Consider the following 13,152-nt stretch of genomic DNA (forward strand, 5'->3'; position numbering starts at 1 on the left):
TCGCGCGGAACGCTTAGATCTTGCCGACGAGGTCGAACGAAGGCTTCAGCGTTTCGGCGCCTTCGGTCCACTTGGCGGGGCAGACTTCACCGGGGTGGGCGGCGACGTACTGGGCAGCCTTCACGCGGCGCAGCAGTTCGGCGGCATCGCGGCCGATGCCGTTGTCGTGCACTTCGATGGTCTTGATCTTGCCTTCGGGGTCGATCACGAAGGTGCCGCGGTAGGCGAGACCGGCGTCTTCGCCTTCTTCGATCAACACCTGGAAGGCGCGCGACAGTTGCTGGCTGGGGTCGCCGATCAGCGGGTACTTGACCTTGCCGATGGTGTCCGAGGTGTCGTGCCATGCCTTGTGGGTGAAGTGGGTATCGGTCGACACGCCATAGATCTCGACGCCGAGCTTCTGGAATTCTGCGTAATGGTCGGCGAGGTCGCCGAGTTCGGTGGGGCACACGAACGTGAAGTCAGCCGGGTAGAACACCACGACCGACCATTTGCCCTTGAAGTTTTCGTTGCTGACGGGCACGAACTTGCCGTTGTGATACGCGGTGGCCTTAAAGGGAATGATTTCGGTGTTGATCAGGGACATTTACTGTTTCCTTGGTGGTGGCTGATGAAGAGAACGAGTCATGAGTATAACTACCAATCTGTTGTTTTTAATAGTTATGAGCTATCAAAAGTATTGGAGCTTGCTATGTTTGCGATAGAGCCGCCGCCAACGAATACGAACGTGTATCACCATCAAACGCATGCAGACCGGCGCAGCATGGGATTGCTTGCAAGTGCCCGCTCGCCCCTCTCACAATCGGTGCTTTCAGAATAAGGAAAAACCATGAAGGGCGACCCCAAGGTCATCGAACATCTGCAGGCGCAGCTCAAGAACGAGCTCACCGCAATCAACCAGTACTTCCTCCACTACCGCATGCTCAAGCATTGGGGCCTGGACAAGCTGGCGAAGAAGGAATACGAGGAATCGATCGGCGAAATGAAGCACGCCGACAAGCTGATGGACCGCATCTTCATGCTCGACGGCCTGCCGAATCTGCAGGACCTGGGCAAGCTGAACATCGGCGAAGACGTGCCCGAGCTGCTGGGCTGCGACCTGGGCGCCGAAACCGGCGCGCAAGCCACCATCAAGGACGGCATTGCCTACTGCGAAACGGTGCGCGACTACGTCTCACGCGACCTGCTGCAGGAAATCCTGGACGACACCGAAGAGCACATCGACTTTCTCGAAACCCAGATCGAGCTGATCGACAAGGTCGGCCTGCAGAACTACCTGCAATCGCAGATGGGCGAGCTCAGCTGATCGGCGAGGCCGGGCGTAATCGTCAATCGACGTCGCCCGGCGCCTGCGGTCGCTTGCGACCGCTGAGCATGGCAGCCACTAGGTTCTCCCTGTGCCGCCAGCTCGTGAAAACGACACCGGCCAGATGCAGGGCAATCAGCGCCACCAGCGTCCAGGCCAATGCGCGGTGGAGCCATTCCACCCACGCCAGTCCCCAGAACATGTCGAGCGAGTACATCCAGCCCGTGACGCCGACGGCAGCCACCGTGGCCAGCAAGGCAACGACCATCCAGCCACCCAGCGGGTTGTGGCCCACATAGCGCTTTTCTCGCCGGGCAAGCACCTCGCCCGCATAGCGCCGCACTTCTGAAGGCGAACGAACGAACTGGCGGAATCTCGCGTAGCGCCCGCCAAGTCCTCCGCCGATGCAGCGGCCCGCGACCAGGGCCAGTGCCGCGTAGCCCGCCCATTCATGCTGCCGCAGCAGCGCCTCGCCGCTGAACCATGCCACAGCAATGGTGGCCACCAGCGCCCAGTGTGTTGCACGCAGCCAAAGCGCCCAGACCCGCGTCGATGGACGCCCGGAAACCGCATGCACCGCGCGGCGCCTCAGGAAGGCTGCTTGACCTGTCCGACCTTCTCGAAGGTCTTGGGATCGAAGAACGCCTCGGCGCGCTGGCCTTTCTCGTCGAAGCCGTAGACCTCGTAGCAGCCATTGAAGTTCTTGATCTGGCGCACCTTCCAGCCTTCGCCGGTCAGTTTGCGCTGCAGTTCCATCTGCGGACGCATTTCTTCCTTGGGAACCGGCGCGCACTTGACCGCGTCGTGCTCGACGAACTGAGCGGATGCGGACGCGGACCAGAGGACGGCCGCTGCAGCCGCCACACAAAGAAGTGACTTGTTCATGAAGGGTCTCCCGGCATTGCAGGCGCCACGCCGCGGCTCAGATGTCGAGCCACATGCGCAGCAGGTTGTGATAAGTGCTGGTGAGCCCGATCACGCCCGGATCGGTCTCGCCATATTGGCTGCGGAGATGGCGCAGGTGGTTGTCCATTTCGAACAGCAGGCGGCGCTGCTCGTCGCTGCGCACCATACTCTGGATCCAGAAATAGCTCGCCAGGCGATATCCGCGAGTGACGGGAAGCACCCGGTGAACGCTGGTGCCAGGATAGAGCACCATGTCGCCCGCTGCGAGCTTGACGCGCTGGGTGCCGAAAGTGTCTTCGATCACGAGTTCGCCGCCGTCGTATTCGTCGGGCTCGGCCAGGAACAAGGTGCACGAAATGTCGGTGCGCACCCGCCCCGTGCCATCGCGCAGAAACCGGACCGCGCTGTCCACATGATTGCCGAAGCTGTTCGACGCACCGCCGTAGCGGTTGAACAGCGGCGGCGAAATCTGCTTTGGCAGCGCGGCCGAGAAGAAAACCTGATGCCGCTCAAGCCCGCGCAGCAGCAATTGTTGGACCGCGCGGGTTTCTTCGCAGTCTTCCCTCAGCTGCTCGTTGTTCTTCGCCTTGGCCGACTGCTCGCCTGCAGTCAGGCGGCCATCTTCCCAGGGTGCTTGGCCCAGGATTTCCCGGGCCTGGCGGACTTCGTCAGGCGAGAGGACTTCGCGAATGTGCAAGAGCATGAAAAGCGGAAGATCGGTTATGCCGGTCTATTCTAGAAACGTGCACCAACCGTGAAGAGCACCGTGCGCTTGGCACCGGCAATCGCGAAGCCCGGATAGAGCTGATCGCCGTAGAGCTTGTTCGTCACATTGTTGACGTTGAGCTGCGCATACAGGTCGGGGGTGAACTTGTACTCGAGCATCATGTCGCCCACCACGTAGCCCGGGGTGCTGTTGGACAGGCTGGCGGCGCCGCTGGCGCCTTGCAGCGGCCGGTTCTCGGATGCGCCGCGCACGCCGCCCGCAATGCGGAACTTGGGCGTGGCCTGGTAGCTGATCCATGCGGCGCCGCTGTGCTTGGGGGTCAGGCCGACGCGCGAGCCGACGGTGCCCGGCGTCGCGGTGCTGCCGACCTGGTCGATGGTTGCCTTCGGGATGTAGGAGTACGAGAAATAGACTTCCCACTGCGAGGTCAGGCGGCCGACCACGTCGAGTTCGAGACCCTGCGAATGGCGTTTGCCCGACAGCAGGTAGGAAGTGCTTGCAAAGTCCGAATCGGTGGTGCGCTCGTTGGTCTTCTCGGTACGGAAGAGGGCCGCGCGCGTCGACAGCTTGCCATCGAGCCAGTCGAGCTTGGTGCCGAGTTCGATGTTGCGGCTCTTCTCGGGCGGGGTCCCGGCAGTCTGGGGCGACACATATTGGTAGGTGTCAGCCGACGAATTGAACGACGTGCTGTACGACAGGTGATACGACTGCGTGGTCGAAGGCTGATAGAGCACGCCAGCGCGGTAGCTCCAGGCGCCCTGCGACAAATGGGTGGTCGCCACCGTCGGCAGCGGGCTGCCGGCGGAGTAGCGCTCACGCGGATCGGTACAGTTTGCCGTTTGCGTATAGCCGCGCGGCGCGGGGGTGGGCCTCACGCACGCGGGGTTCGTATAGTTGTACTGGTTGAAGTCGCCGCTGAGCCGGTCGTAGCGAACGCCGCCCAGAATCTTCCAGTCGGGTGCAACCTGGACCAGGTCCTGCAGGTAGAGGCCGATCGACTTGGCGGAATACGAACTCGAGTCGCGGTACACCGGCTCCACGAACGTGCCGCTCAGGCCAGCACCATCGTTCGGCGTGCCGACGAAGGTGTTGGCTCGCGATCCCAGCGTGCGGCCGCGGAAGCTGTTGTTGAAGAAGGCATCGTTCTGGTAGCGGCTCGCTTCCTCCTTCGAGGCGTCGACACCGGCCAGCAACTGGTGCTTCATCCCGCCCCAGTTCAGCTCCTTGCTGTAGTCGCTCTGCAGGTACGTGCCTTTGTATTCGTCCTTGCGCGGCGTGAGGCCGCTGCGCGTGAGCACCGTGTAGTCGCCGAAGTTCGCGAGCGTGGTTGGCGCGCCGAACGTGGTGCTGGCGCCGGCTGCGGTGGACCACTGGTTGCGGTCGAAGGTGCCCGACCGCACCTGCGTGCGCAGCTCGCCGCCGTCATCGAAACGGTGGAGCCAGGAAGCCGTGCCGTACGTGGCTTGGCCGAGAAGCTTGTCGGCCGTGGTGCCATAGAAGCTGCCGGGCTTGATCGGTGCGATCGTTCCCAGGCTGCCGATGGTGGGCACGCCGCTCGCGTTGTAGCCGGTGATGCCTTGGCGGCCGGTCGCCACCCAGCGAACCGCCGACAGAGGGACGTTGTCCACGTTCAGGTGAAACAGCCCGACGGTAAATTCATTGGCCGTGCCCATGCCCCAGCTGTACGAAGGCGCAATGCCGTACTTGTCGACCTTGGCGCCGCCGTTGTCGGCCTTGTTCCACATGCCATTGATGCGCAGCGCCGAAGTTTCGCCGGTGCGCACATTGAAGTCGGCCGTCGTGCGGTAGTAGCCGCGCGAGCCGACGGTTGCTTCCACGTCGGTCTGGTCGGCAAGCAAGGGCTTCTTGGTCACCTGGTTGATGACGCCGCCGGTGGAACCGCGTCCGAAGATCATCGATGCCGAACCGCGCAGCACCTCGACGCGCTCGAGGTTGAAGGTGTCGCGATCGTATTGCGAGGGATCGCGCATGCCGTCGATGAGCAAGTCGCCAACGGTTGCCACGGGAAAACCGCGCAGCCGGATGTCCTGGTCGGTGCCGTTTTCGGTCGCGGCGAAGGTGATGCCGGCCGAATAGTGCAAGGCGTCGCGAAGCGTATCGAGCTTGACGTCGTCGATCAGTTTTTCGGTGATGACGTTGATCGACTGGGGAATGTCGCGAATCTCTTGCGTGCCCTTGCCGATGTTGGTCTTCTTGGTCTGGACCTGGTCCTTGCCTTGCGTCTCGGCCTGCTCCGTCACCGTGACGGTGCCCAGCGTTCCGCCCTGCACCGTGGCCGGCGGTGTTTGCGCCCAGCTGCTGACGGAGGCAGCCAGCATCAGGGCTCCGAAAGGCAGCATTGCCGCTTCTCGCGGTGCGGCATTCAGGGCGCCCACGGCAGGAGCAGAAGAAGACACGGGGCGCGACACACGCGCGCGCCGACGAACGACATTGGCCAAGATAACCTCCCAGAAAGCCCAAACGGCTGGTTTTTAGATGGAATGGCTGGCTTGCATCGGTGCTTGCACCGGTGTGGCTTGCCGAAATCGGGCTGAAGTGTAGTGCGAACGTAGTTCTTAATCATTCGCATTGAGATTCGCCGTTGCAAGGCAGCAACACCGATCCGAACCAGTACCGAAGACCTATCTTCAGGATAGTTATTGAAAATGCGAGAGATTCGTATTTATAATTGGCTCGAACTTCAACCAGCCAGCCAACTGCCGCTTTCACCGCCATGATCGTTTGCGTCTGCCGCCGAGTCTCCGACCGTGAAATCGCACGTCACGTGCGAGCGGGCATGACTTTCGACGAAGTCCAGTTCGAGCTTGGCGTGGCCACCCAGTGTGGCCAATGTGAAGGTTGTGCGCGCGATATCGTCGCGCAGTGCAGCGCCTCGCATCCGGTCGCCGCGCTGAACCGCGAATCGGGAACGAGTGCGATCCAGCTTGCCACCTCCATCTCGGAAAGCAAGGCATGGAACTCTTCTCGGCTCTCGGCGGCAGCCTGATCTTCGTTGCAGGTTCGGTCTGGTGGATCTTTCGTAAGTAAACAGTAGTCGTAGCGGTTTTGCTGCAATCGGGGCACGTTTCGGCGTGCCCGCATTCGAATGGTTGATCGTGTCTGACCGCTTTGCCCCTCCCCCCTCCGTTCTGGGCCTCTCGCGCAATGCACTCATTGCCGGGGGCGTGATCCTGTTTCATGCGGCTGCGCTGTGGGCGCTGCAAAGCGGCCTGCTGCGCCGCGCCGCCGAAGTGGTGATCCCCGTCGAAATACTGAGCCAGTTCGTCGAGCCGCCCAAGCCGGCCGAACCGCCGCCCCCTCCTCCCCCGCCGCCGCAGCGCAAGCCGGAGGCCGTCAAGCCTCCGCCGCGACCTGTTGCGGTTCGTGAGCCCAAGCCGACACCTGCGCCCGCCGCTCCCGTGGGCGTGCCCGAACCTCCTCCGCCCGCGCCGGCACCTGTGGCAGAAGCTCCAGCGCCGCCCGCTCCCCCGGCGCCGCCGCCAGCCCCGCCAGCGCCGCCCGCACCGCGGACGATCGAGATTACGGAAGGCCAGACGCGCTACGTCAGGGAGCCCAAGCTCGTCTTTCCCAGCATGAGCAAGCGACTGGGCGAATCCGGAACCACCGTCGTCTCGATCTATTTCGACAGCGAAGGCTTCGCCAAGCGGGTCGAACTCTTCAAGTCCAGCGGATTCGAACGGCTCGACGAAGCGGCGCTCAGCGCCGCCCGGACCGCCCAGGTCACCCCTTTCAGGCAAACGGGAGGCAACGCGCAGACCACCTACCTTCTGCGGGCGCCCTTCTCATTCAAACTGAACTAATTTTTCTCTGGAGCAACTTCGTATGGATTCCCAATTCGGCTTGATGAACGTCTGGAACCAGGGCGATTTCGTCACCAAGGCCGTCGCGGTGCTGTTGATCGGCATGTCGCTTGTGTCGTGGATCGTGATCATCATCAAGGCCCTCGACGTCATCAAATACAAGCGTCTTGCCAAGCACTCGCAGGATTTCTGGCACAGCGAAGACTTCGCAACCGCGCTGAACAAGCTCGGCAAGGACGACGGAAACCCGTTTCGCGCGCTCGCGCTCGAAGGCCGCGAAGCGGCTGCTCACCACCGCAACACCAAGGCTCATTTGCATGACGCCCTGGATGTGAGCGACTGGATCACGCGCGCATTGCGCAACGGCATCGACGCATTCACCGCCCGCCTCCAGACCGGCCTGGCCATCCTGGCGTCGGTGGGCTCGACGGCCCCTTTCATCGGCCTGTTCGGAACCGTCTGGGGCATCTATCACGCGCTCATGAGCATCAGCACGGCCGGCCAGGCCACCATCGACAAGGTGGCGGGCCCGATCGGCGAAGCGCTGATCATGACGGCCCTGGGCCTCGCGGTGGCCATTCCTGCGGTGCTGGGCTACAACGCGCTGGTGCGCGGCAACAAGTTCGTGCTGACCAAGCTCAACAGCTTTGCGCATGACCTGCACGCCTACTTCGTGACCGGCGCACGCGTGCAAAGCGGCACGGGCGACGCCATCGTGGTCCCGCTCAAGAAGGGCTGAGCATCATGGCTTTTGGTACCCAGGACGAACCCGATGAGGTGATGAACGAGATCAACATGACGCCGCTGGTCGACGTCATGCTGGTGCTCCTGATCATCTTCATCATCACCGTGCCGGTGATGAAGCACGCAGTCAACATCGACCTGCCCCGCGCCACCAGCGAGCCCGAGCAGCCCAAGCCGCAGAACATCCTGTTCAGCATCACGGCCGACGGCAGCTACTACTGGAACGAGCAGAAGGTCGAAGATGGGGAGTTGCCCGCCCGCTTGGCAGCCGAGGCCGCCAAGAACCCGCAGCCCGAGCTGCACATCCGTGGCGACAAGGCCGTCCGCTACGAGCGCGTGGCCAAGGCGATGTCACAGGCGCGGGAAGCCGGCGTGCGCAAGATCGGCTTCATTACCGAGCCCGACGCGAAATAGGCCACTGCGCGCAAGAAAAAAAGTTGATCGCCGCGATTGACTTTTTATTGCGAATCATTATCATTCACTCATCGCTTCGATAAGGGAATTTCAAATGCAAGCCAAGCCCAACGCCTTTTCTGTTCTGAGCCATCCTTCGCTCGATCAATCGGGTGGCGGTCATGCATCCATCCAGGCCGCCCGTCCGGCGCCCTTGGTCGAAAGCACGGAGCTTCTCAAAGGAAGCAAGACCGTGGGCATCATGCACAACGGTTCCCTCTATCGGCTCCAGGCCACCAAACTCGGCAAGCTGATTCTTACCAAGTAAAAATCAGCCCGCCCCTCGCGCAAGTTTCATCGTGGGGCGACTTGAGGAGATTTCATCTCCGAGGGTCGTTTTTTGCTAGCCAACGGTTCGCCGACTAGCCAAGCTTTTTTTCCACGCTGAGCACTCAACCAAAAACGCCGACCCTTGGTCGGCGTCTTGCTTTGTGGCTTCAGGTTCTCAGAGGCCGAGCGCCGCGATGCCAGCCTTGGCAATCTGGGCATCTTCGTTCGACTTGACGCCGCTCACGCCGACGGCGCCGATCACCTGGCCGTCCTTGACGATGGGCACGCCGCCTTCGAGCAGGCCCTGCACCGCAGGCGCCGTGAGAAACGCCGTGCGGCCGCCGTTGATGATGTCTTCGTAGACCTTGCTCTCGCGGCGGCCCATGGCAGCCGTGTGGGCCTTGGCAGGCGCAATGTGCGACGACAGTGCCGCGGCGCCGTCCAGGCGCTGGAGCCAGAGCAGGTTGCCGGCGTCGTCGGAAATGGCAATGGTCACGGCCCAGTTGTTCTTGAGGGCTTCGGCTTCGGCCGCGGCGGCAATGGCCTTGACGTCGACGAGTTCGAGGAAGGACTTGGTCTTCATGATGGGAGCAGGTTCGTAAAACCCGACAGCATAACGGCCAAAGCGCCCGAAACCCCGACGAGGCTTAGGACCATCGCCCATACGGTCTTTTCGCTGCCCCCTCTTGCAGACCCCTAGAATGCGCCCAACTGCATCACTGCAGCAATCAAAGGAGCTACGGCCATGAACGACCGCGTTACCACCCTCGACACTTCCACCGGCTACGGCCAGGTGCTGCCGCAGGCTGAACGCCAACGCGTGCTGCGCAACACCTACTGGCTGCTTGCACTGAGCATGCTCCCCACCGTGCTGGGCGCCTGGATCGGCGTCAGCACCGGCATCACGCGCTCCCTCACGGGCGGCCTCGGCCTCATGGTTTTCCTCGGCGGCGCTTTCGGTTTCATGTTCGCCATCGAAAAGACCAAGAACTCCGCCGCTGGTGTGCCAGTGCTGCTGGCCTTCACGTTCTTCATGGGCCTCATGCTGTCGCGCCTGATCGCGATGGTGCTGGGCTTCAAGAACGGCCCCGAGCTCGTCATGACCGCGTTCGGCGGCACCGCTGGTGTGTTCTTCGTGATGGCTTCGTTGGCGACCGTCATCAAGCGCGACCTGTCCGGCATGGGCAAGTGGCTCTTCGTCGGCGCCCTGGTGCTGATGGTAGGCGCCATCATCAACGTCTTCGTGGGCTCCAGCGCAGGCATGATGGCCATCTCGGTGGCGGCCATCGGCATCTTCTCGGCCTTCATGCTCTATGACCTGAAGCAGATCATGGACGGCGGCGAGACCAACTACATCAGTGCCACGCTGGCGCTCTACCTGGACCTGTTCAACGTGTTCCAGAGCCTGCTGGCCCTGCTGGGCATTGCCGGCGGCGAGCGCGACTGAACGAACGAGCAAGGCGCCGCGTGCGCCAATGAAAAAAGGGCCCGACGGGCCCTTTTTTCATGCCAGCTCGAACACCGCAATCGACTCGACATGCGCCGTGTGCGGGAACATGTTGATCACCCCCGCAAAGGTACAGCGGTAGCCGGCCTGGTGAACCAGCAGCCCGGCATCGCGCGCCAGGGTGGACGGATTGCAGCTCACGTACACGATGCGCTTCGGCGGCGTCCAGCCATCGGTCCGCAGCTCGGGCTGCAGGTGCAGATCGGCCATGGCCTTGGCCAGCGCGAAGGCACCCTCGCGCGGCGGGTCGACCAGCCACTTTTCGGCGCTGCCGTCGGCCACCAGCATGGCGGGGGTCATCTCGAAGAGGTTCCGCGCCACGAACCGGGTCGGCGAGAGCGCCCGCCTGGCGGACGTGGCAGGCTGGTTTTTCTTGAAGTTGTCGCTTGCGCGCGCCACCAGCGTGTCGCTGCCCTCGATGCCCAGCACCTCGCGCGCCCGGCTGGCCAGCGGCAAGGTGAAGTTGCCCAGACCGCAGAACCAGTCGATCACGCGCTCTTCCGGCGCCACATCGAGCAGGCGCATCGCCTTGCCCACCAGCGCACGGTTGATGTGCGGATTGACCTGCGTGAAGTCGGTCGGCTTGAACGGCATGGTCACGCCGAACTCGGGCAGTTCGTACGACAGCGGCGTTCCGCCTTCTTCCAGCAGCTTCACGGTTTCAGGGCCCTTGGCCTGCAGCCACCACTGGACGCCTGCGTTCTGCGCCGCAAAAGCCTTCAGGCGACCGATGTCCGCATCGGAGAGCGGCGCCAGATGCCGGAGCACCAGCGCAATCGTGCCGAGCGCGATGGTACCGGGCGCATCGCCGCAGGCGAGCTCGATCTGTGGACAGGTCTCGCGCGCATCCATCGAACCGATCAGCGCGCGCAGCGGCATCAGCATGTCGCTGACCTGCTTGGGCAGCACCGGGCAGACTTGCATGTCGGCGAGATAGCGGCTCTTGCGCTCATGGAAACCGATCAGCACCGTCCCCTTCTTGACCACGTGGCGCACCGAGAGCCGCGCGCGATAGCGGTAATGCCACGCGGGGCCTTCCATCGGCCGCAACACGTTCTCGGGCCGCACCTTGCCAAGGTGCCACAGGTTGTCTTCGAGCGCGCGCTGCTTCACCGCCACCTGTGCCGCGGCGTCCAGGTGCTGCATCTTGCAGCCGCCGCACGCACCGGTATGCAAGCCGAAATGCGGGCAGCCGGGGTGCACCCGCTGTGACGATTCGCGCCGGATGGCCGTGACCGTGCCCTGCTCCCAGTTGTTCTTGCGGCGGTGCACATTGAACTGCACTTCTTCGAAAGGCAGGGCGCCTTCGATGAACACGACCATGCCTTCGGCGTTGTGCGCTACGCCCTGCGCGTCGAGGTCGAGCGACTCGACCTTGAGCCATTCGTCACGCGCGGTCGCCGGGGTTTTCGCGGGGACTTTCTTTTCTTCGATGGATTCCGTCATCCCCCGATTGTCTCAGCGCCGGCCCGGCCTTCCGCGGCGGTGGCCGCCACGGCTACAACAGGGCGTCGCGCCCCACGCCGGAGCGGATCAGCTGGCGCCGCATCTTGGCCAACGCCTCGTTCTGGATCTGCCGCACGCGCTCGCGCGTCAGGCCGAGACGGACGCTCAGCACTTCGAGCGTTTCGGGCTCGCGGTCGCGCAGGCCGTAGCGGCCTTCCAGCACCTCACGCTCGCGCGCATCCAGGGCATGGACCCACTGATCGAGCAGGCGAGCGACTTCGTGGGTCTGCGTGACGTCGGTCGGATCGCCCTGTTCATCGTCGGAAGCCACGGTGTCGGCCAGCGTAAAGCCGCCCTCTTCTCCGCGTGCGTCGCCCGCATCGAGTGAGCGCGGCGCTTCCGAAAGGGCGAGCAGTTCCGCGACCGCCTGCACGTCGCGGCCCAGGAGTGCAGCGATGTCTTCCACCCGCACGCCGTCGGGCCGATGCACCAGGAATTCCGCGTTGCCTTCCAGCGTTCGGCGCGCCCGCAGCACTTGCTGCAGTTCGCGCACCACATGCACCGGCAGGCGGATGGCACGGGCCTGGGTCATCACCGCGCGCTCCACCGACTGGCGAATCCACCAGGTGGCATAAGTGGAAAAGCGAAAACCGCGCTCGGGCTCGAACTTGGTGATGGCGTGCATCAGGCCGAGATTGCCTTCTTCGATGAGATCGGAGAGCGGAACACCACGGCCGAGATAGGCCTTGGCAATGTTCACAACCAGCCTCAGGTTGTGTTCGATCATCGATTGCCGCGCTTCGAAACTGCCGGCCCGCGCAGCGCATGCGGCCTTGTATTCCTCTTCCGGCGTGAAGAGCTCGGTTCGCCGCACCTGTCGCAAATAGATCGTCAGGGCATCCGCGCCCTCGCCGCCGATCGATGGCTCTGCTGCCCCTTCGAAGTCTGGGGCGAAAGCGGGCTTTGCCGGTGTCGCGTCTTCGCTTTTGTTTTCTACCGCCCCGCCCCGGCTCGCCAGCCGACGCACAGCAAGCGTGCGACGGAGGCGAGAGGCGGCCATGGCATCACCGGCTCGGCAGGTAGCGCGCCGGATCGACAGGCTTGCCCTGGCGGCGGATTTCGAAATGCAGCTTCACGCGGTCCGCGTCGCTGTTGCCCATTTCGGCGATCTTCTGGCCCTTTTGAACCGACTGGTCTTCCTTCACGAGCAGCGTCTGGTTGTGCGCATACGCCGTGAGATAGGTGTTGTTGTGCTTGAGGATGATCAGGTTGCCATAGCCGCGCAGGCCGGCGCCCGCATAGACCACGCGTCCGTCGGCCGCAGCCAGCACCGCATCGCCAGCCTTGCCGCCGATGTCGAATCCCTTGTTCTTGGCATCGTCGAAGCCCGCGATGAGGGTGCCATGCGCCGGCCAGATCCAGCCGAGGTCTTCGTCAGCCGAGTTCGAGGCAGGTGCCGATGGCGACGCGGTGACCGGCGGCTTGCCGGTCGCTGCGCTCGCGGGCGCCGTGGGCACCACCGCCGACGGCGGCGGCACGGGCTTGGTAACCACTCCATCTGCGGGTGAGGGTGCGGGCGCGGTCGCGAGAGAGGTGGCCCCGCTCGCCGGTCCCATCGGCGGAATCACGCGCAACACCTGGCCGACTTCGATCAGGTCGGGATTCTCGAGATTGTTCCAGCGAACGATGTTCTGCCAGCTTTGGCCGGTTTCGTTTCCGATGCGGCGAATCGTGTCGCCAGGGCGCACGGTGTAGTAGCCGGGCTTGCCGTAGTTTTCGATGCCCGGAAGGGGCTTACCCGAGGCATCGGTGGTGATGAGCGGGCCACCGGGTGCCGCGCCGGGCGCGCGCGTCATCGTGCCCCGGTCTTCGACCGGTGCCGGCCCTCGCGGTGCGGCGCAGCCTGCGATCACGAGCACAACGGCCAACGTGATACCAGCGCACCAACTCCGATTGCCAAAACCCTGCATTT

16 protein-coding genes are annotated in these 13,152 nt (G+C 63.4%); 7 read left to right on the forward strand and 9 right to left on the reverse strand.

Annotated features, from left to right (window positions below; translation table 11 throughout):
• Positions 1-13: 13 nt before the first annotated feature.
• Positions 14-586, reverse strand: a complete 573-nt coding sequence (ahpC, locus tag BLR24_RS02100; protein WP_093011879.1) for an alkyl hydroperoxide reductase subunit C — start codon at positions 584-586, stop codon at positions 14-16.
• 243 nt (positions 587-829) lie between these two features.
• Between ahpC and bfr the strand changes: the two genes are divergently transcribed.
• Complete coding sequence (bfr, locus tag BLR24_RS02105) at positions 830-1,306, forward strand: bacterioferritin (protein WP_093011882.1); 477 nt, start codon at positions 830-832, stop codon at positions 1,304-1,306.
• 22 nt (positions 1,307-1,328) lie between these two features.
• Here the strand turns inward: bfr and BLR24_RS02110 are convergent, their stop codons facing one another.
• From BLR24_RS02110 to BLR24_RS02125, 4 genes are read right to left on the reverse strand one after another with little or no spacing between them, the layout of a single operon-like run.
• Positions 1,329-1,883 (reverse strand): cytochrome b/b6 domain-containing protein, encoded by a 555-nt coding sequence (locus BLR24_RS02110; protein WP_093011885.1) that lies wholly within the window; start codon positions 1,881-1,883, stop codon positions 1,329-1,331.
• An 11-nt stretch (positions 1,884-1,894) separates the two neighbouring features.
• Entirely contained in the window at positions 1,895-2,191 is a 297-nt protein-coding gene (locus tag BLR24_RS02115) for a PepSY domain-containing protein (RefSeq protein WP_093011888.1), read from the reverse strand.
• Positions 2,192-2,228: 37 nt separating this feature from the next.
• Entirely contained in the window at positions 2,229-2,915 is a 687-nt protein-coding gene (locus BLR24_RS02120; protein ID WP_093011890.1) for a Fe2+-dependent dioxygenase, read from the reverse strand.
• A 32-nt stretch (positions 2,916-2,947) separates the two neighbouring features.
• The gene (locus tag BLR24_RS02125; RefSeq protein ID WP_254787132.1) at positions 2,948-5,278 is read right to left on the reverse strand and encodes a TonB-dependent receptor; all 2,331 of its coding nucleotides are present in this window, start codon (positions 5,276-5,278) and stop codon (positions 2,948-2,950) included.
• 395 nt (positions 5,279-5,673) lie between these two features.
• Between BLR24_RS02125 and BLR24_RS02130 the strand changes: the two genes are divergently transcribed.
• The 5 genes from BLR24_RS02130 (at position 5,674) to hemP (ending at position 8,225) form a co-directional block, all read left to right on the forward strand.
• Positions 5,674-5,946, forward strand: a complete 273-nt coding sequence (locus BLR24_RS02130; RefSeq protein WP_093011893.1) for a (2Fe-2S)-binding protein — start codon at positions 5,674-5,676, stop codon at positions 5,944-5,946.
• A 109-nt stretch (positions 5,947-6,055) separates the two neighbouring features.
• The gene (locus BLR24_RS02135; protein WP_254787133.1) at positions 6,056-6,760 is read left to right on the forward strand and encodes an energy transducer TonB; all 705 of its coding nucleotides are present in this window, start codon (positions 6,056-6,058) and stop codon (positions 6,758-6,760) included.
• A gap of 22 nt (positions 6,761-6,782) precedes the next feature.
• A complete protein-coding gene (locus BLR24_RS02140) occupies positions 6,783-7,499 on the forward strand; it encodes a MotA/TolQ/ExbB proton channel family protein (RefSeq protein WP_093011896.1) in 717 nt (238 codons plus the stop codon).
• A gap of 5 nt (positions 7,500-7,504) precedes the next feature.
• The gene (locus BLR24_RS02145) at positions 7,505-7,918 is read left to right on the forward strand and encodes an ExbD/TolR family protein (RefSeq protein WP_093011899.1); all 414 of its coding nucleotides are present in this window, start codon (positions 7,505-7,507) and stop codon (positions 7,916-7,918) included.
• Positions 7,919-8,012: 94 nt separating this feature from the next.
• Positions 8,013-8,225, forward strand: coding sequence for a hemin uptake protein HemP (hemP, locus tag BLR24_RS02150; RefSeq protein ID WP_028258860.1), 213 nt, complete (start codon positions 8,013-8,015; stop codon positions 8,223-8,225).
• Between the two features lie 177 nt (positions 8,226-8,402).
• Here hemP and BLR24_RS02155 read toward each other — a convergent pair whose 3' ends face one another.
• The gene (locus BLR24_RS02155; protein ID WP_093011902.1) at positions 8,403-8,810 is read right to left on the reverse strand and encodes a GlcG/HbpS family heme-binding protein; all 408 of its coding nucleotides are present in this window, start codon (positions 8,808-8,810) and stop codon (positions 8,403-8,405) included.
• A 162-nt stretch (positions 8,811-8,972) separates the two neighbouring features.
• Between BLR24_RS02155 and BLR24_RS02160 the strand changes: the two genes are divergently transcribed.
• Entirely contained in the window at positions 8,973-9,674 is a 702-nt protein-coding gene (locus BLR24_RS02160; RefSeq protein ID WP_093011905.1) for a Bax inhibitor-1/YccA family protein, read from the forward strand.
• A 57-nt stretch (positions 9,675-9,731) separates the two neighbouring features.
• Here the strand turns inward: BLR24_RS02160 and rlmD are convergent, their stop codons facing one another.
• Genes rlmD through BLR24_RS02175 form a run of 3 tightly spaced genes read right to left on the reverse strand, consistent with a single transcriptional unit; the run spans position 9,732 to position 13,150 of the window.
• Positions 9,732-11,180 carry a 23S rRNA (uracil(1939)-C(5))-methyltransferase RlmD gene (gene rlmD, locus BLR24_RS02165; protein ID WP_093011908.1) on the reverse strand — a complete coding sequence of 483 codons (1,449 nt, stop codon included), beginning with the start codon at positions 11,178-11,180 and terminating at the stop codon, positions 9,732-9,734.
• Positions 11,181-11,232: 52 nt separating this feature from the next.
• Complete coding sequence (locus BLR24_RS02170) at positions 11,233-12,240, reverse strand: sigma-70 family RNA polymerase sigma factor (RefSeq protein WP_093011911.1); 1,008 nt, start codon at positions 12,238-12,240, stop codon at positions 11,233-11,235.
• Between the two features lie 4 nt (positions 12,241-12,244).
• Positions 12,245-13,150, reverse strand: a complete 906-nt coding sequence (locus BLR24_RS02175; protein WP_093011914.1) for a peptidoglycan DD-metalloendopeptidase family protein — start codon at positions 13,148-13,150, stop codon at positions 12,245-12,247.
• Between the last annotated feature and the right edge of the window lie 2 nt (positions 13,151-13,152).

The organism is Variovorax sp. OV700, assembly GCF_900099805.1.
GTDB lineage: Bacteria > Pseudomonadota > Gammaproteobacteria > Burkholderiales > Burkholderiaceae_C > Variovorax.

Coding starts and splice junctions, on each gene's coding strand:
- ahpC (WP_093011879.1), bottom strand. CDS start 586: ATGTCCCTGATCAACACCGAAATCATTCCCTTTAAGGCCACCGCGTAT.
- bfr (WP_093011882.1), top strand. CDS start 830: ATGAAGGGCGACCCCAAGGTCATCGAACATCTGCAGGCGCAGCTCAAG.
- BLR24_RS02115 (WP_093011888.1), bottom strand. CDS start 2,191: ATGAACAAGTCACTTCTTTGTGTGGCGGCTGCAGCGGCCGTCCTCTGG.
- BLR24_RS02120 (WP_093011890.1), bottom strand. CDS start 2,915: ATGCTCTTGCACATTCGCGAAGTCCTCTCGCCTGACGAAGTCCGCCAG.
- BLR24_RS02125 (WP_254787132.1), bottom strand. CDS start 5,278: ATGCTGGCTGCCTCCGTCAGCAGCTGGGCGCAAACACCGCCGGCCACG.
- BLR24_RS02130 (WP_093011893.1), top strand. CDS start 5,674: ATGATCGTTTGCGTCTGCCGCCGAGTCTCCGACCGTGAAATCGCACGT.
- BLR24_RS02140 (WP_093011896.1), top strand. CDS start 6,783: ATGGATTCCCAATTCGGCTTGATGAACGTCTGGAACCAGGGCGATTTC.
- BLR24_RS02145 (WP_093011899.1), top strand. CDS start 7,505: ATGGCTTTTGGTACCCAGGACGAACCCGATGAGGTGATGAACGAGATC.
- hemP (WP_028258860.1), top strand. CDS start 8,013: ATGCAAGCCAAGCCCAACGCCTTTTCTGTTCTGAGCCATCCTTCGCTC.
- BLR24_RS02155 (WP_093011902.1), bottom strand. CDS start 8,810: ATGAAGACCAAGTCCTTCCTCGAACTCGTCGACGTCAAGGCCATTGCC.
- BLR24_RS02160 (WP_093011905.1), top strand. CDS start 8,973: ATGAACGACCGCGTTACCACCCTCGACACTTCCACCGGCTACGGCCAG.
- rlmD (WP_093011908.1), bottom strand. CDS start 11,180: ATGACGGAATCCATCGAAGAAAAGAAAGTCCCCGCGAAAACCCCGGCG.
- BLR24_RS02170 (WP_093011911.1), bottom strand. CDS start 12,240: ATGGCCGCCTCTCGCCTCCGTCGCACGCTTGCTGTGCGTCGGCTGGCG.
- BLR24_RS02175 (WP_093011914.1), bottom strand. CDS start 13,150: ATGCAGGGTTTTGGCAATCGGAGTTGGTGCGCTGGTATCACGTTGGCC.